General features: G+C 44.0%; 23 protein-coding genes. 13 read left to right on the forward strand and 10 right to left on the reverse strand.

What is annotated here, in order from left to right:
• Positions 1-102: 102 nt before the first annotated feature.
• From DK188_RS07000 to lpxK, 4 genes are all read right to left on the reverse strand, one after another.
• Positions 103-1347, reverse strand: coding sequence for an ABC transporter permease (locus DK188_RS07000; RefSeq protein WP_111670088.1), 1245 nt, complete (start codon positions 1345-1347; stop codon positions 103-105).
• A 165-nt stretch (positions 1348-1512) separates the two neighbouring features.
• Positions 1513-2124 (reverse strand): tRNA-(ms[2]io[6]A)-hydroxylase, encoded by a 612-nt coding sequence (gene miaE, locus DK188_RS07005; RefSeq protein ID WP_198672976.1) that lies wholly within the window; start codon positions 2122-2124, stop codon positions 1513-1515.
• 132 nt (positions 2125-2256) lie between these two features.
• On the reverse strand, positions 2257-4215 hold the full coding sequence (locus DK188_RS07010) for a putative porin (protein ID WP_232825678.1): 1959 nt from the start codon (positions 4213-4215) through the stop codon (positions 2257-2259).
• Entirely contained in the window at positions 4212-5258 is a 1047-nt protein-coding gene (gene lpxK / locus DK188_RS07015; RefSeq protein WP_111670090.1) for a tetraacyldisaccharide 4'-kinase, read from the reverse strand. Before lpxK ends, DK188_RS07010 begins: the two co-directional genes overlap by 4 nt.
• A 40-nt stretch (positions 5259-5298) precedes the next feature.
• On the opposite strand from lpxK, the gene DK188_RS07020 reads away from it, so the two are divergent.
• The 3 genes from DK188_RS07020 (at position 5299) to DK188_RS07030 (ending at position 7697) form a co-directional block, all read left to right on the forward strand.
• Positions 5299-6399, forward strand: a complete 1101-nt coding sequence (locus tag DK188_RS07020; protein WP_111670091.1) for a Nif3-like dinuclear metal center hexameric protein — start codon at positions 5299-5301, stop codon at positions 6397-6399.
• Positions 6400-6402: 3 nt separating this feature from the next.
• Positions 6403-7173, forward strand: a complete 771-nt coding sequence (locus tag DK188_RS07025) for a zinc ribbon domain-containing protein (RefSeq protein ID WP_111670092.1) — start codon at positions 6403-6405, stop codon at positions 7171-7173.
• 101 nt (positions 7174-7274) lie between these two features.
• Entirely contained in the window at positions 7275-7697 is a 423-nt protein-coding gene (locus tag DK188_RS07030; RefSeq protein WP_111670093.1) for a hypothetical protein, read from the forward strand.
• Here DK188_RS07030 and DK188_RS07035 read toward each other — a convergent pair.
• On the reverse strand, positions 7672-8304 hold the full coding sequence (locus DK188_RS07035; RefSeq protein WP_111670094.1) for a histidine phosphatase family protein: 633 nt from the start codon (positions 8302-8304) through the stop codon (positions 7672-7674). The two genes, DK188_RS07030 and DK188_RS07035, sit on opposite strands and share 26 nt — an antisense overlap.
• Before the next feature lie 53 nt (positions 8305-8357).
• On the opposite strand from DK188_RS07035, the gene DK188_RS07040 reads away from it, so the two are divergent.
• Genes DK188_RS07040 through menD form a run of 3 tightly spaced genes read left to right on the forward strand, consistent with a single transcriptional unit; the run spans position 8358 to position 11679 of the window.
• Positions 8358-8780: a hotdog fold thioesterase gene (locus tag DK188_RS07040; RefSeq protein ID WP_111670095.1), complete on the forward strand. Its 423-nt coding sequence runs from the start codon at positions 8358-8360 to the stop codon at positions 8778-8780.
• Entirely contained in the window at positions 8777-9994 is a 1218-nt protein-coding gene (locus DK188_RS07045; protein WP_111670096.1) for a chorismate-binding protein, read from the forward strand. Before DK188_RS07040 ends, DK188_RS07045 begins: the two co-directional genes overlap by 4 nt.
• Positions 9991-11679 carry a 2-succinyl-5-enolpyruvyl-6-hydroxy-3-cyclohexene-1-carboxylic-acid synthase gene (menD, locus tag DK188_RS07050; protein ID WP_111670097.1) on the forward strand — a complete coding sequence of 563 codons (1689 nt, stop codon included), beginning with the start codon at positions 9991-9993 and terminating at the stop codon, positions 11677-11679. Before DK188_RS07045 ends, menD begins: the two co-directional genes overlap by 4 nt.
• 16 nt (positions 11680-11695) lie before the next feature.
• On the opposite strand, the gene DK188_RS07055 is transcribed toward menD, so the two are convergent.
• The 3 genes from DK188_RS07055 to DK188_RS07065 form a co-directional block, all read right to left on the reverse strand.
• Positions 11696-12811, reverse strand: coding sequence for a glycoside hydrolase family 16 protein (locus DK188_RS07055; RefSeq protein WP_111670098.1), 1116 nt, complete (start codon positions 12809-12811; stop codon positions 11696-11698).
• Positions 12812-12861: 50 nt separating this feature from the next.
• On the reverse strand, positions 12862-13665 hold the full coding sequence (locus DK188_RS07060) for a helix-turn-helix domain-containing protein (protein ID WP_157963186.1): 804 nt from the start codon (positions 13663-13665) through the stop codon (positions 12862-12864).
• Between the two features lie 183 nt (positions 13666-13848).
• Complete coding sequence (locus DK188_RS07065; RefSeq protein WP_111670100.1) at positions 13849-14715, reverse strand: LysR family transcriptional regulator; 867 nt, start codon at positions 14713-14715, stop codon at positions 13849-13851.
• A gap of 216 nt (positions 14716-14931) precedes the next feature.
• Between DK188_RS07065 and hutH the strand changes: the two genes are divergently transcribed.
• The 4 genes from hutH (at position 14932) to hutG (ending at position 20952) form a co-directional block, all read left to right on the forward strand.
• The gene (hutH, locus tag DK188_RS07070; protein WP_111670101.1) at positions 14932-16497 is read left to right on the forward strand and encodes a histidine ammonia-lyase; all 1566 of its coding nucleotides are present in this window, start codon (positions 14932-14934) and stop codon (positions 16495-16497) included.
• Positions 16498-16599: 102 nt separating this feature from the next.
• Positions 16600-17832 carry an imidazolonepropionase gene (hutI, locus tag DK188_RS07075; RefSeq protein ID WP_111670102.1) on the forward strand — a complete coding sequence of 411 codons (1233 nt, stop codon included), beginning with the start codon at positions 16600-16602 and terminating at the stop codon, positions 17830-17832.
• 88 nt (positions 17833-17920) lie between these two features.
• Positions 17921-19918, forward strand: a complete 1998-nt coding sequence (locus tag DK188_RS07080; RefSeq protein ID WP_111670103.1) for a urocanate hydratase — start codon at positions 17921-17923, stop codon at positions 19916-19918.
• Between the two features lie 77 nt (positions 19919-19995).
• A complete protein-coding gene (gene hutG, locus DK188_RS07085; RefSeq protein WP_111670104.1) occupies positions 19996-20952 on the forward strand; it encodes a formimidoylglutamase in 957 nt (318 codons plus the stop codon).
• Between the two features lie 118 nt (positions 20953-21070).
• Here hutG and DK188_RS07090 read toward each other — a convergent pair whose 3' ends face one another.
• Entirely contained in the window at positions 21071-21904 is an 834-nt protein-coding gene (locus tag DK188_RS07090; RefSeq protein ID WP_111670220.1) for a 1,4-dihydroxy-2-naphthoyl-CoA synthase, read from the reverse strand.
• A gap of 99 nt (positions 21905-22003) precedes the next feature.
• Between DK188_RS07090 and DK188_RS07095 the strand changes: the two genes are divergently transcribed.
• Both DK188_RS07095 and DK188_RS07100 read left to right on the forward strand, forming a co-directional pair.
• Positions 22004-23077 (forward strand): AMP-binding protein, encoded by a 1074-nt coding sequence (locus tag DK188_RS07095; protein ID WP_111670105.1) that lies wholly within the window; start codon positions 22004-22006, stop codon positions 23075-23077.
• The gene (locus tag DK188_RS07100) at positions 23074-23499 is read left to right on the forward strand and encodes a DUF2141 domain-containing protein (RefSeq protein WP_111670106.1); all 426 of its coding nucleotides are present in this window, start codon (positions 23074-23076) and stop codon (positions 23497-23499) included. Before DK188_RS07095 ends, DK188_RS07100 begins: the two co-directional genes overlap by 4 nt.
• On the opposite strand, the gene DK188_RS07105 is transcribed toward DK188_RS07100, so the two are convergent.
• Positions 23496-24107, reverse strand: a complete 612-nt coding sequence (locus tag DK188_RS07105; protein WP_111670107.1) for a 2OG-Fe(II) oxygenase — start codon at positions 24105-24107, stop codon at positions 23496-23498. The genes DK188_RS07100 and DK188_RS07105 overlap by 4 nt on opposite strands.
• Positions 24108-24181: 74 nt before the next feature.
• On the opposite strand from DK188_RS07105, the gene DK188_RS07110 reads away from it, so the two are divergent.
• Positions 24182-24943 carry a hypothetical protein gene (locus tag DK188_RS07110; protein ID WP_111670108.1) on the forward strand — a complete coding sequence of 254 codons (762 nt, stop codon included), beginning with the start codon at positions 24182-24184 and terminating at the stop codon, positions 24941-24943.
• The last annotated feature ends 17 nt before the right edge of the window (positions 24944-24960 follow it).

The following is a 24960-nucleotide window of genomic DNA, read 5'->3' on the forward strand; positions in this document are numbered from 1 at the left end:
AAAACGGAGTAAAAACAGTTGAATTATATTTCAAATAAAAACCCCAGACTCTGAAGGTGAATTCAAAGGCTGGGATTCCAAAATTTGTTAATTCAAGATTTGCTATTCGTATCTCAAAGATTCGATAGGATCCAGTCTGCTAGCTTTGAAAGCAGGAATATAGCCAGCTATCAATCCCACGACAATACATATAGCAAAGGAAATTATCATCCAAAGCCAAGGAACCAAAAATCCCCCCGGACCGATGAAATTGGCAATAATGTTTCCGATTCCGATTCCCAAAAGCATCCCGAAAACACCACCCAACATACAGATGACGATGGCTTCAATCAGGAATTGCTGGCGGATACGAAGCGGTGTAGCACCCAGCGCCTTTCTAATCCCGATTTCGCGGGTTCGCTCGGTCACGGAAACAAGCATGATGTTCATCAAACCAATCGATGCTCCCAAAAGTGTGATAAACCCAATTCCAAAGCCGCCTATTCTGAGGTATCCTGCTACTTCTTCCAAACTTTCGGCTACGGATTCACTTTTGGTCAGCTCAAATGAATCCTCTTGTGCCACGCGATCCTGACGGATTTTTCGCATAATCCCGATCGCTTGACCCATTTCATAATCGATTTTTCCAGGATCTGAAGCTACTCCGGTGATCCGGTAATTGAATGTCCCTCGGGTGTCTAGTCTAGCCGCGTTTTCGATAGGAATCAGAATCTGTCGGTCTGCACCTTGATCCTGCCCGACCCCACCTTGCTTATCCAAAACACCGATCACAGTGTAGGGCTTGCCGTAAAATGAAATCTTTTGATTGATCGGATCTTCACCGGGTGTGAACAGTAATTCTTCCAGCTCCTTGCCGATGATCGCCACAGAGTTACCATACCGCACCTCCATGTTACTGAAATTTCTTCCCTTGGCGAGCTTTACGGCCTTGATCGTCAGGTAATTCTCATCTCCGCCCCTTATCCGGGTATTTGGATTCGTCTTTTTGGAGCCTCGCTTCACCTCAGCTGATCCAGTCACGGAAGTAAAGACTGTAGAAATACCTATGGAGGCATATTCTTCTTTGAACTTCTGCGCCTCTCGGAAAGTAAGGCTAGGATAGGTTTTCTCCGTTTTCCCTTCTTGGACTACCCTCCCTCCACTGAAACCTTTGTTTCGAATATCAAATGAGTTGGCTCCCAAACCAGCAAAACTTTCAGCAATCTGTGCTTTAATCCCATCAATTGCAGTCAGCATTCCTACCAGCGAAGAGATTCCTATCGCAATGATGGCGCCAGTAAGTACCGTTCGGAGTAAATGTACTTTTACAGAATTAAGTGCCTCGCGGACATTTTCGATCAAATTCATGAATTGTTCGTTTTTAGAACAGCTTTCCTAGTAATCGTTACTAGTTATTCTTAATAATAAGCAAATACGGAAGATTTGGCCATTGAATGCAGAAATTTTAACAAATGCGGCAAAGAAATCGAATTTCAGCTTTGTCACCCATGTTTTTCCCCTCCTTGAAAACCATCAATGCATGCGGTCGCCCCGTATTTCCATGTTTTTCAAAACCTCAGCTTCATACACCAGCCACTCCCTCCATCTCACATTGACTTTATCTGGGTCTTGATATTTCTTTGCCAGTTCAATGAAGGTCACAAAATGGCCAGCCTCTGAGATCATCAATTCGTAGTAGAACTTTTGGAGTTCTTCATCCCGGATATTTTTTGATAAAAGTTTAAACCGTTCACAACTACGTGCCTCTATCAGTGCATTCATCAGCAATTGCTCGGTAAGCTGCTGCCACCGGTTTCCTCCCTTTTTGACAAACTCATTGAGCTTGGTGACGTACTCGTCTTTTCGGGGAAAACCGAACTTCATCCTGCGCTTTCGAAGCTGCTCTAGCACTCGCTCAAAATGCCCCCATTCCTCCGCTACGATCGGCGTCAGCGTATCCACCAATTCATCCAGATCATTGAATCTAAGGATTAAACTGATGCAGGAAGAGGCAGCCTTTTGTTCGCAGTAGGCATGATCGACCAAGATGTCTTCGATTTGCATTTCAGCTATTTCAACCCAGCGCGGATCAGTTGGAAGCTTCAAATGAAGCATTTTCTGTCTGGTGCTTTCTTCCCAAGTCATTTAAAATTACGATTTGTGAATTACGATTTACGACTTCCAAGCCGTTACAATGGCTTTTTTCGTTCCAAATGACCTACTTTTGGTGATATTTGGTCATTCTAATATCTTAGATCTCTTGTCTTGAAACTTTTCTTAATCAAACAAATACCACGAAATTCCTAAATCCAAAAAGGATCGATAACCTGTGTAATCCGGAGTTACAAAATAGCCATCCTGCTTCATGAATCCAGAATTGAGGTGATTGTACTTGAACAGGACTCGCGTTCTGTTGATCCTGAAATCCAGAAATAAATCTGCAACCGGATAAGCATAGACATCAAAGGAATTTTGGAGGTAAAACTGCTGAAAAGTAGGATTATACGCCTCCGCGAAATACGATGACTTGTACCGAATGTCAAGTCCAAGCTGCACATACACATTGTCATCAAATAGCGGACTATCGAAATAAATCCTCGTATTGGCAAAGAATTGAGGAATCCGGAAGTTATCCGAACCTTCTCCAGTGATCTCGGTAAAGATCATCTCCGCGTCTATCCGGAACTTCTTTCCAATCTGAATATTTGCAATCAAGCCCGGCATCAGCATAAATGCCTCTCCTGTAGCTTGAGTGGCTTCCTTTTCCTCATTGAAAAAGACATAATTGTTGATTCGATTCAGCGTCAGGTTTGGTCTCAGGCTAATCTTATCAAAGTCCAAAATAACCCTTCCTTTTATCTGATCTACTCCGATATTGTCAAATTCATTGGTCCAACGGTAATGGTTGCCATAGTAAATCTGCTGCATCGAAGTGGGCTTGTAGAGCGCCTTGGTGTATTCCAGTTCCAGCCATGGGGACTGGAAAAGGCCATGAATTCGAAATGCACCAGGTATAAGGTACTCCCCGTCGGCACTGATGGACCACTTTTCAGAAAGCTGACCGATCAGTTCTCCTCCGATATAGACCTCATTAAATGCTTCTCTTTTGTCGGGAAAAAATGGACTTTCCATTCGTCCATTTCTGATTCGGGTCAAGGCGTTGTAATAAAACCCTTTGAAGGAACCTTTGACTCCGAATTCATTTCTCCATTCTGCGAAATCACTCCGGTTTTCAGTGGTGTCCTGCTGATTATTTAATCTTTGGTTATTATAAAATAATGAATCTGGAGGCGACAGATCTGCTTCAAAGACAATGTTCTGATTTTTACGATCGAAGGTATGGTAGACTTGAAGTCCATTCCCAAGTTTGTATTCATGGTAGAGATGGTAGTCCTGCCGCAGATCTCTGGCTCGTGCATTTTGAAGCCATACTTTTGCATCCTCGTATGTGAAATACAAGGAAGTGGAATCTACCTCTGGAGGGATAATTCCACCAATTTCAAAAACCTCATGGTTCATTCTGGAAAAAGATCCAAGCAACCAATACTTTCCATTTTCAGAGCGGTAGTTGGTATGAAGTGAATAGGCATTTTGCTCCACCATATTATCGTCCCGCTCGACCGGATTGAGGGTTTTGCGTACGCGCATGGTATGAAAATCCAGGCCTATATTCCACTTGGGTGTGACATTTCTAGCAAAAGAAATGTCCAGCATGTTTCTATTTCCACCTCCAAAAAAAGCCGCCATCTCGGTAAATGGGGATTTGGTATCGAAATACCTGCGCTCTGCAGGATCTCTGAAATACAAATCATAAACATGAAATCCCGAACTGAGGCCGATCAATTCCGGCACTTCGTAAAAGACCGGCTTTGCGGCACTACCGATATTTGCCAAATCCTGATATTTCCAATTTTGCTTGGCAACAGGATCATAGTTGTGAAAATTCTGTAAAAGTGTATCCTGCTCGAAAAGTTTCAGTCGATTTCGTTTCAGATCTTTTTCGAAGTAAAACAGAGAAGTTTTTGGACCATAGACTTGCCTCGTGCTATCGTCCAACAGCGGCCTCCTTCCATCAGTTTCCTCTTCTTCTTGCTGCTCCACGAGCTCCCGTCCAGGTCGGGCGGTCTGACCAAAGCCACCGGTAGTCTGCCCTTGAGGAATCGGACGCTGCGCAAAAAGTGATTGCAGCGAAAGCATGGAAAACAAAATCCCAGAAATAACTATACGTCTAATCACTGCTTATTAAATTTTCCTCGGATGTAGCTGAGCAGCATTTCTTTGTCTTCAAGATCAAACTGTGCCTCAATAGGCAGCACAAAAATCGGAATTTCATCCAAAAATCCCTGATTTGACAAAGATTTAAGTTTTTCCGAGTCTTTTTCTGTAGTGAGTACAACGGGACTTTTGCCCTCGTGTTTTTGTGCCAAAGCTAAAATTCTACTGCAGTCTTCTTGGCTATAGTGGTGATGATCTGAAAACGAAAGAACTTCCAAAAGATTAAAATTCACCTTGCAATATGCTACCAACGACCGATCGTCTGCCAAGCCTGAAACCAAAATCACTGACTTCGAAAAAGAGGGACTTTGACAAACCGGATAAGGATTCCCATATCCAATTTTGGAGAAAAAGACGGGAACCTCCGGGCTCAAATAGGACTTGACACCAGATTCTACCTCAGCTCTTTGAATGCTGGAGAGCCCCTCGGGACATTTGGTAACAACGACCAAATCCGCCCGTCTTGCGCCATTTCTGCTTTCTCTCAACCTTCCCATGGGCATTAACCAATCCCTGGAAAAAGGGCTGCCAAAAGGGGTGAGCAAAATGTAAAAATCTCCACTTAGCCTTCTGTGCTGGAACGCATCATCCAATATGACCAGTTTCAATTCCGGCAAGTGGGCAGATATTTTCTCTAAAGCGGATACCCGATCTTCACCGACAAAAACCGGAATTTCCCCCTTGAACTTTCGGAAAATCTGCAAGGGCTCATCACCTACTTCAGCTGGTGTGCTGTGAATTCCAGTCTTTAGAAATCCCTTGGTCTTCCTGCCATATCCTCTGCTGAGGCTTGCCAGTTTGAATTCATTTTGGAGATTCGCAATCAAAAATTCCACCATGGGCGTCTTTCCGGTACCTCCTACGCTGAGGTTGCCTACAACCAAGGTTGGGACTGAAGATTTGAAGCTTTGGAGCAGGTGTCGGTCAAATAAAAAATTGCGGACGCTGGTGATGACCTGAAAAATCAGCGCAAAAGGTGCTAAAAGAAAGGCATACCACGGCATCGGCAAGAATTGCTATTTTTGACCAAAGAAAAGAAAAATTATGGGATACAGGATTCAGGATGTGATTTCTTACTTAGACCAATTGGCTCCGCCTGCTTATCAGGAAAGCTATGATAATGCGACCTTGATCTGTGGTGATCGAACTGCCGAAGTGACTGGCCTCCTGTGCACGCTTGATTGTACCGAGGCTGTAGTGGATGAAGCGATCAGCTTGGGTGCCAATCTCATTGTAGCCCACCACCCCATCGTGTTCAAAGGCCTCAAAAGCCTCACCGGAAGAAATTATGTGGAGCGCACGGTAATCAAAGCGATCAAGCACGATGTGGCTATCTTTGCCATCCATACCAACTTCGACCATGTAGCTACCGGGGTAAACAAGCGCATCTGCGACCGACTTGGTCTGAAGGAAACAAAGATTCTGCAACCCAAAAAAGAAACACTAAACAAACTGGTATTTTTCGTCCCTGTCGAAAATAAATCTGAGGTCTTGGATGCCGTTTTTGCGGCAGGAGCTGGACAGATTGGAGAGTACAAAGACTGCTCTTTTCAGGTAGAAGGAACCGGTACTTTCACCCCTTCGCATCATGCAAATCCATTCACTGGACAGCGAGGGGTCCCACAGTATGAAAAGGAAGTACGAGTGGAAGTGATCCTGCCTTCATACCTCAGTCAGAAGGTTGTTTCGAGCATGAAAAAAGCCCACCCCTACGAAGAGGTTGCCTTTTACCTATCTGCTTTAGAGAATGAAAATCAGGAAGTTGGCGCAGGAATGATCGGTCAGTTGAGTCATCCGATGGAAGGCTTAGATTTCTTGGATTTTCTGAAAGAAAAAATGAATCTAAGCCACCTGAAGCATACTCAACTCCTCTCAAGAAAAATCAAAACAGTTGCAGTATGCGGCGGAGCGGGAATATTCCTTCTGTCTGATGCGAAAAGATCCGGAGCGGATGCCTTTGTGACCTCGGACATTAAGTACCACGAGTTTTTTGATGCAGAAGACCGACTCGTACTTTGCGATATTGGTCATTATGAGAGCGAAATTTTCACAAAAGAATTACTTGGAGAGCTTTTGTCACAAAATTTCCCTAATATTGCACTCTATTTGACAAAAGTAGTTACTAATCCCACATCCTACCGATAGTACATGGAAAGTACAGTAGCACAAAAGCTAGACGCTATCTACAATCTTCAACTCATAGATTCAAAACTAGATGCCATCCTGAAAGTAAGAGGAGCCCTTCCAGAGGAAGTGCAAGATCTGGAAGATGAGATAGCAGGCTACGAAACACGACTCGACAAATTCAAAAATGACATTGAATCATTCGAGGAAGAAATCAAACGTTACAAGGAAAACATCAAAGATTCCGAGAAGCTGATCAAGAAATATCAAGAGCAGCAGATGAACGTGCGAAACAATCGTGAGTACGACGCCATCACCAAAGAGCTGGAATTGCAGGATCTTGAAATTCAGGTTTCTAAGAAGAAGATCAGCGAGGCCGGTATGAAAATCGACCAGAAGAAAGCAGATCTTGAAGAATTGAATGACTTGATGAAGGATCGCCAAAAAGATCTTGATCTGAAGAAAAACGAATTGGATACCATCGTATCTGAAAGTGAAACTGACGAATCAAAACTTCAGTCTGATCGAGACAAAGCCATGAAAAAAGTGGACGAAAGACTGGCGAAATCCTACACCAAAATCAGAGCAAATGCCAAAAATGGTCTTGCAGTGGTTATGGTAAAAAGAGGTGCTTGCGGAGGTTGTTTCAACACGGTACCTCCACAAAGACAAGCAGACATCAGAGAAAAGAAAAAGCTGATCGTGTGTGAACATTGTGGAAGAATCCTTGCAGGAGTGGAGGACGAAATCGAAGAAGAAACAGCAAAAACGAAGCGAAGAACAGCGAAAGCTTAATCTATAAAAAAATTGAAAATCCCCGAATATTAAGTTATTCGGGGATTTTTTATGTCCTTTTTCTTTGCTTTGTCGGGAATTTAAATGCTATATTGGAAGCTATGAAAAAGTTAGCAACACTTCTGATCTTCCTGATTTGCTGCAGTTCGGGCTACTCAAAAGATCCAGAATCCAAAACTTTTTTGGTTCTTTTTAAAAGCAAGGAGTTAAAAGAAAGTAAAACCAACATAAAGGAGATCGAATCCCAATTTTCTCCGTTTTTCTCAACAAAACATTACGCCGGAAATTCAGAACTTGCCCTGATCATTGAGATCCCTTCCTGTGATTTCGATGAGTGTTTTCTGGGTGAATTCTTGGTCGATTTAGAAGACGGACGCAAAGTCCAACTTCAGCATCTTGCGTTTAGACTTTTCGATCTTACCGAAAACAAAAACCTACATCAGCAATATGTTTTGATGTATGAAGAAAGCGTATCTGCCAAGAAAAAAGCAGCCAAAGCTACAAAGGCTGATTCAAAACCTTGAGGTGCTCTCGGTCATTGAATTTTCTGACCACAAAGGACGCATCAGGCAACTCTTCCAATAGGTAAAGACATAAGTTGTGGTGCTCAAACTGATCCATGAATCTCAGATCATAATTAAGGATCAAACTGAGAAAAATTCGCATCGCTCTACCATGCATGCAGACAAGGATAGTTTCTCCAGGTCCATTCAGAATAATTTCAATTCCTCTCCGCATTCGCTCCGCAACTTTATTTGGACTCTCTCCACCCGCGATCGCATAATCTAGGTTACCCTGCTGCCATTGATGGAGCATGTGGGTGTAGTACTCGTTCTCCTCAGGAGTCATAGGGGTACCTTCGTAATCTCCCCAAGAAATCTCATTTAGTTCAGGCAGTGCCCGAGTAGGTATTCCAAAGTCTATGAAATGCTGAATAGACTGCCGGGTACGTATGAGCGCGGTGTGATAAATCTGGTCAAACGGAATGTCCTTGTAGGACTCAAAAAAAGCAGCAGCTTGGGCCATCCCTGTCGCATTGATTGGAGCATCGATACCACTTCCTTGCACGACACCTCTTAGATTGAAGTCAGTTTGGCCGTGTCTGACCAGGTAAATTTTTTTTCGATTCAAGTTTCTCTATTTTTGTTCAGAGTCCAAATAAACTTCATTTAGCCCAATTTCAAATGATTTTTCTTTTCCAACCGTCACTTGACCAGTTGAATTTGACCAGTCAAAACACCATGGTCAGTCACTTGGGAATTGAATTTACGGGCATTGGGAATGAATACCTTGAAGCAACTATGCCTGTAGATCATCGAACCAAGCAGCCTATGGGATTGTTACACGGTGGAGCTAGTGTAGTTTTGGCTGAGACGCTCGGAAGTGTAGCTTCGTCTCTGACCATCGATACAAAAAAATATACATGTGTCGGGCTGGAAATCAACGCAAACCATCTCAAATCGGTACGGGAAGGATTTGTCAGAGGTGTGGCCAAACCCATTCATCTTGGCAAGTCGACTCAAGTCTGGGAAGTAAAAATTTTCAATCTTGAGGATCAGCTAAGCTGCATTAGTAGGATTACGATGGCGATTTTAGAAAAAAAATGAACGTAACGGAAAGCACCACCCGCACCACTTTATCCGAGATTCTGGATCTGCTTTTTCTGAAAGGATTCGATTCCGGGGGTTCTTTTGCCATCTGGAGAAAACCAAAATCCAACCGGCTGGAATTCCTGGTGGATAATGATCAAATCCCTACAAAAGTGGACTTGGCATTTGAGGAGCTTCCTGCCGGATTTATAGTACACCCTTTTGCCGATCAGGAAGACAAAAAAGCCTTTTTCATCAAATCAAGTGAATATTTTAGTCTTTTGTTGGATCAGGAAATAGGAAAAGATGATTTACCTGAATGGATAAAAACTTCTGGGCACTCGTCCAATCAATCCATTAAATCTACGCTAAAGCACGTACTTGAAGTAAGATCATCCAGCCCAGTTTTTGGAAATGAAATTGCAAACGAAAAGTCTCATTTTATTGATCTGGTAGAGAAAGGCATCAATTCAATAGAAGAAGGTAAGCTGGAAAAAGTAGTTCCTGCCCGAACCAAGTTAATTGAAGTAGCTGAGCATTTTGATCTTGCAGAAGCCTTTCAGAAAATGCTGGTCGCCTATCCCAACTCCTTTGTTAACTTCTTCCACATTCCTAAAGTAGGCACTTGGATAGGAGCTAGCCCAGAGACACTGATCAAAACAAAAGATGAGCACTTTTTTACGATGGCTCTAGCCGGCACCCAGCCTGCATCTGGCGAAAATCCACTCAAATCAGCGGCCTGGACCCAAAAAGAAATCGAAGAGCAAGCATTGGTATGCAGGTATATTGTGGATTGTTTTAAGAAAATCCGACTCAGAGAGTATGAAGAGCACGGACCAAAAACCATCATGGCAGGTAACCTTCTCCACTTGCGCACGGACTTCAAAGTGGACATGAAAGCCACTAATTTTCCACAGCTAGGATCAGTGATGTTGGATTTATTGCACCCAACTTCTGCAGTCTGCGGGATGCCTAGAAGAGAGGCGCATGAGTTTTTACAGGAAAATGAAAGTTTCGACCGCTCTTTTTTTGCGGGATTTCTCGGTCCTGTAAACATTGAAGGCGAAACATCCATCTTTGTTAACCTGAGAACTGCCTCCTTCAAAGGTACAAAGGCCATTCTCTATGCCGGTGCAGGGGTGACTGAAGACTCAGACCCAGACAAAGAATGGGAAGAAACCGAACTCAAATGCCAAATCATCGGTAAATTCATCCAAACTCCTTCCGCTTGATTATTCAGCCGATTTTAGATCTAGTGGCCATTTGTGCCAAAAAAGGGATTGAACATGCGATTCTTTCCCCTGGTTCACGCTGCGCACCGCTTACTTTGGCTTTTGCAAGGCATCCTGATATTCATGCCCGTACGATCTCTGACGAGCGTTCGGCAGCTTTTATTGCATTAGGCATGGCCCAGCAATTAAATCAACCTGTAGTATTGGTTTGCACTTCTGGCTCGGCGGCTCTGAATTACTATCCGGCTGTTGCAGAAGCGTTTTTTCAGCAAGTGCCCCTTTTGATCTTGACTGCAGATAGACCCTCAGAGTGGATTGATCAGTGGGATGGTCAGACGATTTTCCAACCTGAAGTCTATGGAAAACACGTCAAACGAAGTTTCCAATTTCCCGATACTTTCGCGACCGAGGATCAAGTCTGGCATGCAGGAAGAATAGTAAATGAAGCAATCCATGTCTCCAAGCAATTCCCAGCGGGTCCTGTCCATATCAATGTGCCCCTTCGGGAGCCTTTTTATCCTGAGGAAAATGAAAGTTTCGAATTTCCGGAAGTTCCTCACGAGTTCACTCTAGTCAGCAGCCAATCACTCCTGAGTGACGAAAGTCTAAAGCACATCAAGAATCGATTGAGTGAAGTCAAAAGGATCTTAATCGTGCCAGGTCAGCAAAAACCAAATTCTCAGGTACAGGCATGTCTAGATTCATTGGCAAAAAATCAAAAAGCTGTCATTGTAACTGATTCCATATCCAACTTACAAAGTGGACATACGATCAATCATCACGATCATTGGCTGGGAAATGAGACTTTTCATCCCAGACTTACTCCGGATTTGATCATCAGCTTTGGGAAATCCGTCATTTCTAAATCGCTAAAGCAATTTTTGAGAAAGACTGGAAGCTCCCACTGGCACATCCAACCTGATGGCCAAGCCAAGGACACCTATCAGCATCTGACGCGGATTTTAGCCTGCCCATCACCTCAGTTTTTGAATTGGCTTTCGGAAAACCTACCGGAGCAAGATCCTGCATTCCAAGCGCAATGGTTCAGCTTGGAAAAAACGGTTGAGAAGTCCTTGCCGAAGGTTCTTGAATCTGTAGAATTTGGAGAATATCCTGCATTGCATCTCGTCTCAGCTAAGATCCCGAGTCTTTCCAAGCTTCATCTTGCCAATAGTATGGCGGTGCGCTATGTCAATTTCCTCGGAAAAAGATCCCAGGAAATTATTTGTAACAGGGGAACAAGCGGAATCGATGGATCAAACAGCACAGCGGTTGGCTGTACCTTTACTACCAAAGAACCAGTTACACTGATCACCGGTGACATGGCTTTTTTCTATGATCGCAACGCCTTCTGGCACAACTATTCCACACCAAACCTCCGAGTCATTCTTCTCAACAATCATGCTGGAGGTATCTTCCGATTGATCGACGGACCCGCCAAACAGCCTGAATTGGAGGAGTTCTTTGAAACAAGACAGCAATTGAACGCAAATCACCTGGCTGAGGAATTTGGCTTTTTCTACATCAAAGCAAAAAACAAAGAAGAACTCGAACGTGCCCTGACAGACTTCTATGAACCTTCGATTCACCCAAAAATTTTGGAAATCGAATCCTCAAGTGCAAAGAATGCAGAAATCCTAAAGCAGATTAAAGCCAAAGTTTCAGCAGCGTTACTTGGGTCCTAATGGATGAAAGTAAGTTTTATTTTTTCTGAAATACCCGAACATAATCCACCTTCATCTCCTGAGGAAATACGGTACTCCCGTCCGGATTTCCAGGCCAAGTCCCACCCACTGCCACATTTAGGATAAAGAAAAAGGGTTTATGAAACTCTTCGAGTCCGCCAGGAGTGATATCTATCACGTGATATTTTACCCCATCCAATAGCCAGATGATCTCTTTTTCGGTCCAGTCGATGGAGAAAACATGGTATTCGTCATTGAATATGCCAAAGGGAAGTTTGGTGCTCCCACCGTAGTTTGCATAGTTTCCATTATTGTCCCAGTGGACAGTGCCATGGACGGTCGCGTCTTGGTTGTCTTTGTTGCCACCGATCATTTCCATGATATCGATTTCACCACATTTTGGCCAGCTGACCTCAGAAATATTTTCTCCAAGCATCCAAAGCGCAGGCCAAAGACCCTGCCCTTTGGGAAGCTTTGCCCGAATATCTATCCGACCATAGGTAAACGCCTTCTTACCCTTAGTGATCAGCCTCGATGAAGTATAAGGTTTGCCATTTACGGTTTCCCGCTTTGCAGTAATAGTCAAATTACCATCTTGGATACTGGTATTTTCTCTTTTGTAATACTCAAGCTCCTGATTTCCCCAGCCACATAGATCCGGACATCCATCTCCAAGTTCAAAAGTCCAGTCTGAGGAAAGTTCAGTCCCAGAAAACTCGTCTGACCAGACCAAATTATATCCCTCGTAACTGTCGGGACTGGTATAGCCTGCATTTGGACCTAGCCCTAACGCTGCCGCATTCATACTGATGGTCTGGGAGGAGACTACAAACTCAGTCTCGGTAGCGTGGGCCTGAACAACCAGAATAAAATTTCCTCGCTCCGTGTACGTGTGAGTTGCAGAATTGCCCTCGACCTGCCGAGTGGCTTCACCTGGAGTACCAAAATTGACCTTGAAAAAGTTGGTATTCTCGGCAGAGAAATTAGCTCTCACCACACCTTCTCCCAAATATTCGACAGTTACTTCAATGTTATCCGGCAGTTTGACTGGAGCTTCAGTTGAATCTTCAGCGCAAGAAATGAGAAAAATTGCAATAAGAAATAAGCCGGCAAATCCGATTAGTTTATTCATGGGTTTATGTATTTCCTCTGAATATAATCGGAAAAACTCTTCCAAAAAAATCAGGCAGGGAGCCCTTTTGAAGTAAAATCGGGAGCACTGGGTCTCCCGATTTTCTGAATAAAATAAATCATTAATCCCAGCTGACCAATCTCAAAGAAGGTTAGCGGAACCAACCCGAAAATGAGCCCGATTCCCGAGAAGATTAAAATCCCGGCAATCAGTCCCAATGCTCCAATTACTTGAGAAATACCAAACTTTAGATTTTTGTAACCAAAGTAACTTGCACCAATAAAAGCATATCCCAAACCAAATGCCTCGATTTTGACCCAATAATAGTCTTGGATAGTCAGCATGGATGTGAAGAGAGAAATCAGATCCATGGTATAAAACACCACATTGAACCCGATCATCACCCATAGGGCTATTTTCAGGAATCTATTAGGGAAATACCTAACCAAGGCTAAAATACCTCCCAGAAACCCAACATAACTCAGGAAGGTAATCAACTTCACACTAGCAAAAGCATTTCTGTTTTCAACAAATCCGTCTTCAATCCATTCGTATTCCATTCCGATTTCATAAAAGGCCATAAAGAAATAAAGCAAACCAGAGGCAAAAGCCAAATACAAATAGGATGGCACCTTTTGTTCCTCTCTTTCTATTCCATTATTCACTTCCTCCCACCGGTAATCCAAGGCTTCAAACAACGCCTTAACGGTGTAGCTTCTGGGAGTCACCTCCCCTGCCTCAATGCGCTGAATCGTTCGCACATTCAAGTTGCACTTCTCGACCAGTTCTTCCTGTGTCAGACCTTTGGCTTTTCTCAGTTCAGAGATTTTCTTGCCCAATTGTGGTTGCTTCATTTGTAGTAGATTTTGATTAACCATGGCAAGTTCTGGGATTGATTTTTAAAGCAGGACGTAAGCAACTCGGATTTGACCCGACATTGACCCGACATTTGAATTGGAGCTTGAAAATAGGGAATTCTAACTTTTTGATTTGAAAATTGGGAAATTACAAGATTGAAAAATTGGAAAGTTTTCAGCCTAAATCAGCGGCAAAACTTTCTTTAACGCAGGATTCCGATTTGCTGATTTCCAGATCAGCGAAAGCTCCGTAAACTGGGGAATTCCAGGAATCTCCATAAAGCGAACCCTGAGATCATAGCCCTCTTTGAGCGAAGTGGGAACAATGGCTATTCCAAGCCCATTTTCCACCAATCTGAATATCGTCAAGGCATGGACTGACTTGTGTCTGATTTTAGGAGAAAATCCAGAATCTCTGCAGATACTCATGATTTGCTCGTAGTAATAATTTGAATATCCGCTGGAGAAAAGAATGAAAGATTCTTCCTTAAACTGATTAACGGATCGAAAATCCGATACTTCAATGGGATGATTTTCCGGAACTACAATCGAGAATGTATCCCGTAAAATTGGCCGCATGTCCAGGTCCTCAGGGACCGAGGCTAAGCGGACAAACCCAAGATCCAGTTTGTCCTTTTGGATCATTTCTACTTGGACAGCATTACTCAATTCCTCCAGAGTTGTGGAAATCAATGGGTATTCTGTATTGATTCTGTTCAGCAAATCCGGTAAGACCCGATTGGAGGCAGAACCCAAAAACCCAAAACGCAACTCGCCTACTTTTCCCGATTCGATCAGTTTTAGCTGGATTTGGGTCGAATCCAGATGATTGATTACAAAATCAACTTCACCCTTCAGGAAAGCCCCTGCGACAGTCAATTCCACGTGCTTTTTGTCCCGCTCAAAAAGTTGAACTCCGAGCAATTCCTCCAACTGCTTAATCTGCCGACTGAGCCCGGGTTGGGAAATAAACAATCGCTCAGCAGCCTTCCTGTAGTTTAATTCCTCGGCGACTGCCTGAAAATATAGTAAATGCCTCAGTTCCATTGATGCTTTCTAGTTATTGCTTATTAACAAAAATAGTATCAATAAGCATCAATGCAAATCGGTAATTTTGAATGATAAACCATGGAGGTCTCTAGGAATTCGAAGGTTTTGGAATTGATTTAAAATTCCGTCCCGGTATGTAGGTCCACGCACGCGTAATTCTATCCCACAACTAATGCTTTGAGGTTTTTAAATGCAGCAAAGCACATCAACACTATGAAAACATTCCACTACGGACAAGATCTTCTGACTTCTTCTTTGGCGCTGAAGCTTGCCCGAAAAGAAATCAAGGGGATCTTCAGTCCAGAAACCATCGGAAAAGTAAATGCCTCTGCGGCCGCTGTGGCACAAATTGCCAAAGGTGAAAAGGCGGTCTATGGCATAAATACCGGATTTGGGCCACTTTGTACGACACGCATTTCAGCAGATGACACCACGACTCTTCAGGAAAATCTACTCAAAAGTCATGCTGTCGGTGTTGGGGATTACATTCCTGAGGAAATTTCCCGTCTGATGCTCACTTTGAAAATCCATGCACTGGCGCAAGGGTTCTCAGGAATCAGACTCGAGACATTGGAAAGAATGCAATGGATGCTAGAACATGATATAATTCCGGTAGTCCCTGAGCAAGGTTCGGTAGGTGCGTCCGGCGATCTGGCACCGCTTTCGCATCTTTTTTTGCCCTTGATCGGTTTGGGCAAAGTTCATTTCGCGGGCGAGGTAACCTCTACACGAAAAGCGCTGGCCCATTACTCCAAAAAACCACTTTCGCTTGGTCCAAAAGAAGGTTTGGCACTGATCAACGGTACTCAATTTATGGCGGCTTTTGGTGTGAAAATCGTCGATCGCCTCTACAACCTCCTCACCCACGCCAATATCACAGGTGCGATGATGATCGAAGGCTTGATGGGATCGATCAAACCTTTTACAGCTCAACTGCATCAATTGCGACCTTTTGCAGGAAACCAGCATGTCGCCCAAAGCATCCTCAATCTCCTACATGAATCAGAAATCGTCAATTCACATTTGAATTGCGCTCGAGTCCAAGACCCCTACTCTCTCCGTTGTATGCCTCAGGTGCATGGTGCCAGCTGGAATGCTTGGCTTCACCTCAAGGAAAGTATCGAAACTGAAATCAACTCAGTTACTGACAATCCGGTGGTTTTTGATGCAGACAACACGATTTCCGGAGGGAATTTTCACGGGCAGCCAATCGCCCTGCCCTTGGATTATGCCTGTCTTGCAGCTTCAGAAATTGGGAATATTTCTGATCGTAGAATCTATCTTTCCATTGAAGGAGATACCCCGGGCGTCCCCAAACTTTTACTCAAAGAAACTGGGCTGAATTCCGGTCTGATGATTCCTCAATACACCACGGCAGCTTTGGCTTCGGAAAATAAAGGGCTCTGTTTCCCTGCTTCGGCAGATTCCATTCCTACTTCACTTGGGCAGGAAGATCATGTGAGTATGGGTAGTATTGGCGCGAGAAAAGCACTCAGAGTCATTGGAAATGTGGAAAAAATCTTGGGGATCGAGCTTTTCTATGCAGCTCAGGCCATGGACTATCATGCTCCGCTGAAATCAGGAAAAATCATGACCGCAATTTACGAGCAGGTCAGAGAATCGATTAATCCCGTGGTTTCAGATCGAATCTTATACGAAGACATGGAGACTGCTATTGAATTAGTGAAAAGCGGGGAATTGATCGCTTTGGCAAAAAAGGTGGCTAAAAATGAAGGTTTGGCTTTTGAAACCGAATGGAGCAAATTGTTTGAATATTAAATTCTCCCACAGATTTTCACCGATAAAATCACAGATCCACACAGATTTAAAATCAGTGAAAATCTGTGGCCTTTTCTGTGTTAATCTGTGGGAAACAAAAACATGAAAAACTTAAAACTAATCGGCCCGATTACCCAACTGCTTACCCTTGACAAGCTTCCACTGAAGGGAGCTTTGAAAGACGAGCAACTTGACCTGATTTCTGAGGCTGGAATCCTGATTGAAGGTGATAAATTTCTTCAAGTAGGACCTTGGCAAAAGCTCAAAAATGAGTTTCCCGATGCAGAACTTTTCAATTTAGATGGAGAATATGTGGCGATCCCAGGACTGGTCGATTGCCACACGCATATCTGCTTTGGAGGCAGCAGAGCCAAAGATTTCGCCATGCGCAATGCTGGAAAAAGCTACCTCGAAATCGCTGAGTCGGGTGGTGGAATTTGGGATACCGTCAACCAAACGCGGAAACTGAGCTTGGAAGACCTTGCCAAAATAACGGCCAAACATGCTAATCGCCACCTTTTCGAAGGAGTTACTACCATCGAGGTGAAAAGCGGTTATGGACTTTCAGTGGACAAGGAACTTAAGATGCTTCGAGCCATTCAACTTGCGAATCTATCCACTTCAGCGGATTTGATCCCTACTTGTCTTGCCGCCCACATGAAACCCAAAGATTTCGAAGGGTCAAATTCGGAGTATTTGGAATTGATCTCTACCAAACTTTTTCCCGTTCTCAAAAATGAAAACCTCACCAATCGAATCGATGCCTTTGTGGAGAAAAGCGCATTTTCAGCTGATGAGATTAGTCCTTACTTCGAGAAGGCCAAGGAAATGGGGTTTGAACTTACAGTCCATGCAGATCAATTTTCCACAGGTGGTTCAGCGGTTGCGGTGACATTTGGTGCACTTTCAGCAGATCATTTGGAAACATCTGGGGAAAAAGAAATCAACGATATAGCGCAATCGAAAACCATCGCTGTAGCCTTGCCGGGAGCAAGTCTGGGGTTAGGGTGTTCATTCGCTCCTACGCGGAAAATTCTAGACCAAGGCGGATCCTTGGCGATTGCATCAGATTGGAATCCAGGTTCTGCACCGATGGGTGATTTGTTGGCCCAGGCTTCTATTTTGGCAACTTTCGAAAAACTAAGCACCGCAGAAGTGTTGGCCGGGATTACTTTCCGAGCTGCTGCGGCTTTAGGCTTGAATGACCGGGGTAAAATAGCATCGGGATTTTTGGCCGACTTCATTCTCTTTCCTACCTCAAATTATCGGGAGATTTTGTACCAACAAGGGAAGTTGAAACCTGAGATGGTGTGGAAGGGTGGAAATAAGATTTAAGACATTAGACTCAAGACAATAGATTTAAGAACAAAGCTCAAAAGTTCGAATTCAGGTCGTAATTCAAAAATCGTAAACCGTAAATCCCATGCAGGATCAAATCACCCAAGGAATCCCAGCCAATTTACCTCCAAAAAAGCAGCGAAATCCATCCATTTCTCATGCGCCGAAGCGGAAGGACATTCTTTCTCCGGAGAAGAAAAAGTTGGCTCTCAGAAATGCACTGCGCTATTTTCCTGCAGATTGGCACAAGGAATTAGCGGCTGAATTTTTAGAAGAAATGAAGGAATTCGGTCGCATTTATATGTACCGATTTATGCCGGATTACCCACTTTTTGCGCGAGCAATCGAAGAATATCCTGCTCAATCTAAGCAAGCAGCAGCGATCATGCTCATGATCCAAAATAATCTGGATCCTGCCGTGGCTCAGCATCCTGAGGAATTGATCACCTATGGAGGAAACGGGGCAGTTTTCCAAAACTGGGCGCAATACCTACTCACCATGAAGTATCTGTCAGAGATGACCGATGAGCAGACCTTGCACCTCTATTCCGGTCATCCAATGGGACTTTTCCCTTCATCCACGGAAGCACCGCGAGTAGTCGTGACCAATGGAATGATGATCCCCAACTATTCCAAACCGGACGACTGGGAAAAATTCAATGCGCTGGGAGTGACCCAATATGGACAAATGACGGCTGGATCCTTCATGTACATCGGTCCTCAGGGAATAGTCCACGGTACTACGATCACGGTGATGAATGCCTTTCGGAAAAAACTAAACCCTGGAGAAAGCCCAAAAGGCAAGATTTTCCTCACTGCGGGTTTGGGAGGCATGTCAGGAGCGCAGCCCAAAGCAGGAAACATCGCAGGCTGTGTGACAGTCTGCGCCGAGGTCAATCCAGCAGCTGCCAGAAAAAGGTATGAACAAGGCTGGGTGGATGAATTGATTGAAAATTTGGATGAATTGGTAAACCGGGTGCAGCAAGCCAAGGCTCAAAAAGAAGTCGTTTCGTTGGCATTTATTGGAAATATCGTGGACGTCTGGGAGCGATTTGATGCCGAAAATATCTTCGTAGAACTCGGATCGGATCAGACCTCGCTACACAATCCATGGGCTGGTGGCTACTATCCGGCAGGACTTTCTTTCGATGAATCCAATCAACTGATGGCTGAAAATCCTGAAGCTTTTAAGGAAAAAGTCCAGGAGTCTCTAAGGCGTCATGCCGCTTCAATCAACCGACATGCTGAAAAAGGAACTTATTTTTTCGATTATGGGAATGCATTTTTGCTGGAAGCTTCGCGAGCAGGAGCTGGTGTGATGGCTGAAAACGGCCTTGATTTCCGCTATCCCAGTTATGTGCAGGACATTTTGGGTCCGATGTGCTTTGACTATGGTTTCGGGCCTTTTCGCTGGGTTTGTACCTCTGGAAAAGCTGAAGATTTGAGAAAAACAGATCAGATCGCAGCTTCAATTTTGAAAGAAATCAAACAAACTGCGCCGGATTCGATCGCTCAGCAACTTCAGGACAATATCACCTGGATTGAGGAGGCGGAGCAAAACAGGTTGGTGGTGGGTTCGCAGGCGCGTATCTTATACGCCGATGCGGAAGGCCGAGCTAAAATCGCCGAAGCCTTCAATCAAGCAATTAAATCTGGAGAAATCACGGCTCCCATTGTTTTGGGAAGGGATCATCACGATGTGAGTGGGACCGATTCTCCTTATCGGGAAACGAGCAATATCTACGATGGAAGTCGATTCACCGCTGATATGGCTATTCACAATGTCATCGGGGATAGTTTCCGTGGAGCAACTTGGGTATCAATCCACAATGGTGGTGGAGTCGGCTGGGGCGAAGTGATCAACGGAGGCTTTGGATTGGTATTGGATGGGACAAATGAAGCTTCGAAGCGATTGAAATCGATGCTTTTCTATGATGTCAATAATGGAATTGCACGGAGAGCTTGGGCTAGAAATTCAGGTTCGATGGAAGCCATTCAGCGGGAAATGGACCGCAGTCCGGGGCTGAAAGTGACGGTTCCCAATTTGGTGGATGAGGAGGTTTTAAGTCAGTTGATTCAATAACCTACAAACTCTATAGGATTATTAATTTTTATAAAGTATTCTTGCAAAGAAATTAATAAAGAAAAGACATCAAGAGTATGAATCTCCATCAAAACCCCTCTCCTTTCAACTGGTCCGGCAGAAAATCAGATCAGATCGAATATTGGCATCAGGCTATCCAACCCGTAGCCAACTTGAAAATCAAAGATGATTCGAATAAGAAAGTTGGCATTTTGGGATATTCAAGTGAGGAAGGAGTCATTCGAAATCAAGGCAGAACGGGCACCATCGAAGGTCCTGCTGTAATTCGAAAAATGCTGGGATCTGTAGCGCTTCATCTCCCAGAAAACCTGCCAGTTTACGATTATGGAGATGTCTTCACCTTGGATCAGGACATGGAATCAGCGCACGAATTGATTTCAAAAACCAGCTATGAGCTTCTGGAGACAGAACACCTTCCTGTGATTCTTGGAGGAGGCCATGACGTAGCCTATGCACATGGAAAGGGCGTGATGAAGTATGTCAAGGAAAAAGGTGAAAAGCTCGGAATCATCAATCTCGATGCCCATTTTGATCTACGTCTCCCATCAAAAGGCAAAGGACATTCAGGTTCGCCGTTCTATCAATTGGCGGAAGAAAATCCTGCTGATTTCAATTATCTCGCATTAGGAATTCAGCGTGCGGCCAACCCGAAATCACTTTTTGATACAGCCGAAAAACTCAAGGCTCGATACATCGTCATGGAGGAATTCCGTCTGCACAATTGGGAATACATCGAAGAGCAAATCAGCTGGTTTATCGATTCAGTGGACAAAATCTACCTGAGCATTGATTTGGACGGGTTTTCATCAGCTTTTGCACCAGGAGTTTCAGCGCCATCGCCCATGGGCTTCAATCCCCAGATTGCGTTCAAGGTTTTCGAATTGATTGTCAAAAGCAAAAAATTTATTAGTCTGGATGTGGTCGAGCTCAATCCACAGTTTGATCAAGACAATGCCACTGCTAGACTCGCTGCTAGATCGATCGAGTATATCGTGAGAAAGGCTTTTTCTTAAAGCTCATAACGAAGAGACCATTTAATAAAAATCTTATTTTTCTTGGGTAAGTCCGAAGGGAGTCGAAGGGTCCTCGACTCCGCTCTGGATGACCCATGTCAGTAATAATTTTATTCTATCAAGGAATCCATTTAATATTCTTGAAATTCGGCTTTCGTTTCTCCAAAAAGGCATTTCTTCCCTCTATCGCTTCTTCAGTTCCATAGGCCAAGCGGGTAGCTTCACCCGCAAAAACCTGCTGTCCCACCATCCCGTCATCGGTTAAGTTCATGGCAAATTTCAACATTTTGATCGATGTCGGTGACTTGGCTAAAATCTCCTGAGCCCATTCGTAGGCGGTAGATTCAAGTTCGGCATGCGGAATTACGGCATTCACCATTCCCATGCCAAAGGCTTCCTGTGCGGAGTAGTTTCTACCCAAAAAGAAGATCTCTCTCGCTTTCTTTTGTCCCACCATTTTTGCCAGATAAGCACTTCCATAACCCCCATCAAAGCTAGTCACATCGGCGTCAGTTTGCTTGAAAATCGCATGCTCCTTACTTGCCAAAGTCAGATCACAAACCACATGAAGACTGTGCCCTCCTCCTACTGCCCAACCGGGAACAACTGCAATCACCACTTTTGGCATAAAACGGATCAAGCGCTGCACTTCCAGAATATTCAAGCGGTGATAGCCATCCTCTCCAACATAGCCTTGTTTTCCTCTGGCTTTTTGATCTCCACCTGAGCAAAATGCCCAACCGCCATCTTTGGGTGAAGGACCTTCCCCGCTCAAAAGCACCACACCAATCGAGGTATCTTCCTGCGCATCATAAAAAGCATCGTACAATTCTGCTGTGGTTTTTGGACGGAAGGCATTCCGAACTTCTGGGCGATTGAAAGCAATTCGGGCGACTCCATTACATTTTTTGTAGGTGATATCTTCGTATTCCTTGGCAGTAATCCACTCCATGGTGTTCATTTGGTTTAAATTTCGATTTTTGTGCAAGATAACAGCCTTCCGGGAAAATTGTTAATCCCTATAGCAAGGCTAAAACTCAACGCAGTTTCAATGTTTCAGCTTCATTTCAGGAATCAGATTTTTCAGTCAACAGCAGATTTTGAGCTAGCGGAGACTACACTTCCCCCTTTCGCAAAAGCTGCGTTTTCCTTTTGTGAAGCATGGATTTCCGGTGAAAACAACTTCCAGCAACAAACGTCTGGCTCTACAGGAAGCCCAAAAACCATCGAAATAAGCAGGTTGCAAATGATCCAAAGTGCTGAGGCTACCGGAGCTTTTTTTAAAACAGAATCCGAAACAAAACTCTTATGCTGCCTGAATCCAGAATATATCGCCGGTAAAATGATGCTCGTTCGGGCGATGGTCTGGGATTGTCCGATTTGGCTTGAAGAGCCAAAATCCAATCCATTTTCAAACCTAGTTGACGACATTTTACCCGATTTTGTGGCCATGGTTCCACTTCAGGTGGAAGCTTGTCTCGGAGATCCGCAGGCTTTGGCCAAACTCAAAAAAGTCTCCCATTTGATCATCGGTGGGGCGCCAATTCCCCAAAAACTCAAAAGCCAACTCATCGATAATCAACTCATGGCTTGGCAGACTTACGGTATGACGGAGACGGTTTCTCACATTGCGCTGGCAAAAATTGAAAAAACCGAATTGGAATACCAAACTCTCCCAGGTGTTGAAATCGGGCAAGATAGCCGAGGTACAATCTGGATCAAATCGCCCATGAGTGGACTAGAGACGATTCAAACCAATGACTTGGTCGAATTGACTTCCGAAACATCCTTTAAGTGGCTGGGGCGAGCGGATTTTGTGATTAATTCCGGCGGAGTAAAATTACATCCGGAGCTTCTAGAGCAGCAGTCGGAAGCAATCATGGAGACATTTTTTCCAGGAAGTCGTTTTTTCTTCTTCGGTGAAAAGGATGAAAAACTAGGAGAAAGACTGGTTTTACTTATCGAGAAATCGGAGCCAGATAAAGAATTGGCTAAGCATTTGCAATCAAAACTTGAAGCAGACCTTGGCAAATACCAAGCGCCAAAATCCATCTACTTTCTCCCGGCATTTTTGCAAACAGAAAGTGGAAAAATCAATCGGCAAAAGACGTTCAATCAACTATGATTACCCTTATTTTGAATTTCGCTTTCTTAGTGGTTTTTTCTTTTGCTCCGCAAAATACAAGCATCATCGACTTGCATATCCACGAGGCAAAGTCTGATAAGGGATTGGTCAGAATTCTGGTTTTTGACTCGGAAAAAGGCTATCCAGATCAACCAGATCAGGCACTTCGCTCCTACTCTGTACCCTTGAAAGACGGCAAATGCAATCTAAAAATTACTGACCTCAAGGCTGGCACTTACGCCATCTGTGTCATCCATGATGCAAATGAAAACGGTAAACTGGACACCAATCCAGTAGGGTATCCAACTGAGAAATACGGCTTTTCGAACAATGCGAAAGCTTATTTCAGTGCACCGGCCTTTTCCAAAGCAGCTTTTGAATTAAAGCAGGAAACCAAGCACATCCGGATTCAGCTGCGTTAATCGATATCTTTCAGCCAACCGGTGATGCTGATCCGTTCTTTTTTGGTTGGGAGCACTTCATGAGGAATCTCTCCACTGAGAAACACCACCAATCTACCGCCTAGTGGCAGGACATCTTCAATTCGCTCAGTCCCTTCTTCCTGCGAAAAATACATCCGAAGAGCTCCTTCATCTTCAGCGGTCCAAGACTCATTCAGGTACAAAATCACCGTCACCACTCGATGTGGAACCGCATGAAATTGGTCCAAGTGCCGTTTGTAAAATGAGCCGACCGGATACTTAGCAAAGTGTCCTTCAAAGGATCTCAGCCCCAGAAAGCAGCGCTGATTAAGGACTTTTCGGATTTCATCCACCTTTTCCCAATAGATTTTTTGAAGTGGGGACAATTCATCCGCGTCCATCCAGTACACTTCATCATTTCGAATTTCAGTTCTTACCTGTTTTTGCCCTCCCTTGCCGACAGCCGCATGACGGAATTTTCCCTGTTTGACCAATTCATTTTGCTCCGCAATGAGTGCTCTCCGAAATTCCTCATCGACAAAATCATCGATGATCACATAGGATTTTTGGTATATCTCCGTAGAAATGAGATCTAAAACATCTTCCATAGGGCAGTATGATTGGGCTGCAAAATAACCACTTAATTGACCGAAAAACCATACTTTTGCGCAAAGCTTACGCAATGACATCCACCAAAAATACGATCAACCGCCTGGTATTAGAGTACGACTCAGGTATAGTTCCTCCTCCATACAGTCATGTTTTCCGATTGGAATTGGACTGGTCAAAGGGAGATTTGAGTGTTTCCCTCGATCTGCATTACACGGAACGTGAAGAACTTAGCGAAGAGGAGATTTTTGACGAGGGTTTCACACTTAATGACGACTACAGCTACAAGGGTAAATTGAATTCGGTCTGGATCAAGCCACTTCAACAGCTTTTTGAAAAAACCAAGTGGACCAGCAAAGACATCGAAGACGGAGGAATCACCGTGGCTGCCCTCGAAAAAGGAAAAGACGAAGGAGTAAAAATCCCGGCCAACCAGGAAGAGTGGCAACTGATGGCTCAGGATCTGATTCAGGCGATCTACGAAACGGTGAAAAAAGAAGCTCCTCTAAAAATCGACTACCGACAAGTCACAGATCAGATTGCAGATTGCAGTCTTACGGTTCACTTTTCGGTCAGAGAAGTGATTTTTGAAATGTCAGGAAGCAGTCGTGTGATCAATTGGGAATATGCCATTCAGTTGATGAAGCTCGTGTTTACGCCGGATTACCACTATGAATTAGCCAAAGAAGAAGCGAGCAACAAGCGTGGCGCTTTTATCAATTGCGGAGATGGCTATTGGCATGAATTGGGCAAAGGTGTAGTCAATATCGATCCCTCTTTTGATGCGGTAGGGAAGATCAAGTCTGGCTTCTCAGATTTGATTGCAGAAGGATAAAATTTTGATTTGTTTTT

Source organism: Algoriphagus litoralis, from assembly GCF_003259255.1.
In the GTDB taxonomy this organism is placed as follows: Bacteria; Bacteroidota; Bacteroidia; order Cytophagales; family Cyclobacteriaceae; genus Algoriphagus; species Algoriphagus litoralis.

Excerpts from the sequence above, each read along its gene's own strand:
- hutH (WP_111670101.1), top strand. The coding sequence starts at position 14,932 with ATGAAAACATTCCACTACGGACAAGATCTTCTGACTTCTTCTTTGGCG.
- DK188_RS07030 (WP_111670093.1), top strand. The coding sequence starts at position 7,275 with ATGAAAAAGTTAGCAACACTTCTGATCTTCCTGATTTGCTGCAGTTCG.
- DK188_RS07065 (WP_111670100.1), bottom strand. The coding sequence starts at position 14,715 with ATGGAACTGAGGCATTTACTATATTTTCAGGCAGTCGCCGAGGAATTA.
- DK188_RS07060 (WP_157963186.1), bottom strand. The coding sequence starts at position 13,665 with ATGAAGCAACCACAATTGGGCAAGAAAATCTCTGAACTGAGAAAAGCC.
- hutG (WP_111670104.1), top strand. The coding sequence starts at position 19,996 with ATGAATCTCCATCAAAACCCCTCTCCTTTCAACTGGTCCGGCAGAAAA.
- DK188_RS07000 (WP_111670088.1), bottom strand. The coding sequence starts at position 1,347 with ATGAATTTGATCGAAAATGTCCGCGAGGCACTTAATTCTGTAAAAGTA.
- DK188_RS07045 (WP_111670096.1), top strand. The coding sequence starts at position 8,777 with ATGAACGTAACGGAAAGCACCACCCGCACCACTTTATCCGAGATTCTG.
- DK188_RS07025 (WP_111670092.1), top strand. The coding sequence starts at position 6,403 with ATGGAAAGTACAGTAGCACAAAAGCTAGACGCTATCTACAATCTTCAA.
- DK188_RS07095 (WP_111670105.1), top strand. The coding sequence starts at position 22,004 with ATGTTTCAGCTTCATTTCAGGAATCAGATTTTTCAGTCAACAGCAGAT.
- DK188_RS07020 (WP_111670091.1), top strand. The coding sequence starts at position 5,299 with ATGGGATACAGGATTCAGGATGTGATTTCTTACTTAGACCAATTGGCT.
- DK188_RS07080 (WP_111670103.1), top strand. The coding sequence starts at position 17,921 with ATGCAGGATCAAATCACCCAAGGAATCCCAGCCAATTTACCTCCAAAA.
- lpxK (WP_111670090.1), bottom strand. The coding sequence starts at position 5,258 with ATGCCGTGGTATGCCTTTCTTTTAGCACCTTTTGCGCTGATTTTTCAG.
- DK188_RS07105 (WP_111670107.1), bottom strand. The coding sequence starts at position 24,107 with ATGGAAGATGTTTTAGATCTCATTTCTACGGAGATATACCAAAAATCC.
- hutI (WP_111670102.1), top strand. The coding sequence starts at position 16,600 with ATGAAAAACTTAAAACTAATCGGCCCGATTACCCAACTGCTTACCCTT.
- DK188_RS07055 (WP_111670098.1), bottom strand. The coding sequence starts at position 12,811 with ATGAATAAACTAATCGGATTTGCCGGCTTATTTCTTATTGCAATTTTT.
- DK188_RS07110 (WP_111670108.1), top strand. The coding sequence starts at position 24,182 with ATGACATCCACCAAAAATACGATCAACCGCCTGGTATTAGAGTACGAC.
- DK188_RS07090 (WP_111670220.1), bottom strand. The coding sequence starts at position 21,904 with ATGGAGTGGATTACTGCCAAGGAATACGAAGATATCACCTACAAAAAA.
- DK188_RS07040 (WP_111670095.1), top strand. The coding sequence starts at position 8,358 with ATGATTTTTCTTTTCCAACCGTCACTTGACCAGTTGAATTTGACCAGT.
- DK188_RS07100 (WP_111670106.1), top strand. The coding sequence starts at position 23,074 with ATGATTACCCTTATTTTGAATTTCGCTTTCTTAGTGGTTTTTTCTTTT.
- miaE (WP_198672976.1), bottom strand. The coding sequence starts at position 2,124 with ATGACTTGGGAAGAAAGCACCAGACAGAAAATGCTTCATTTGAAGCTT.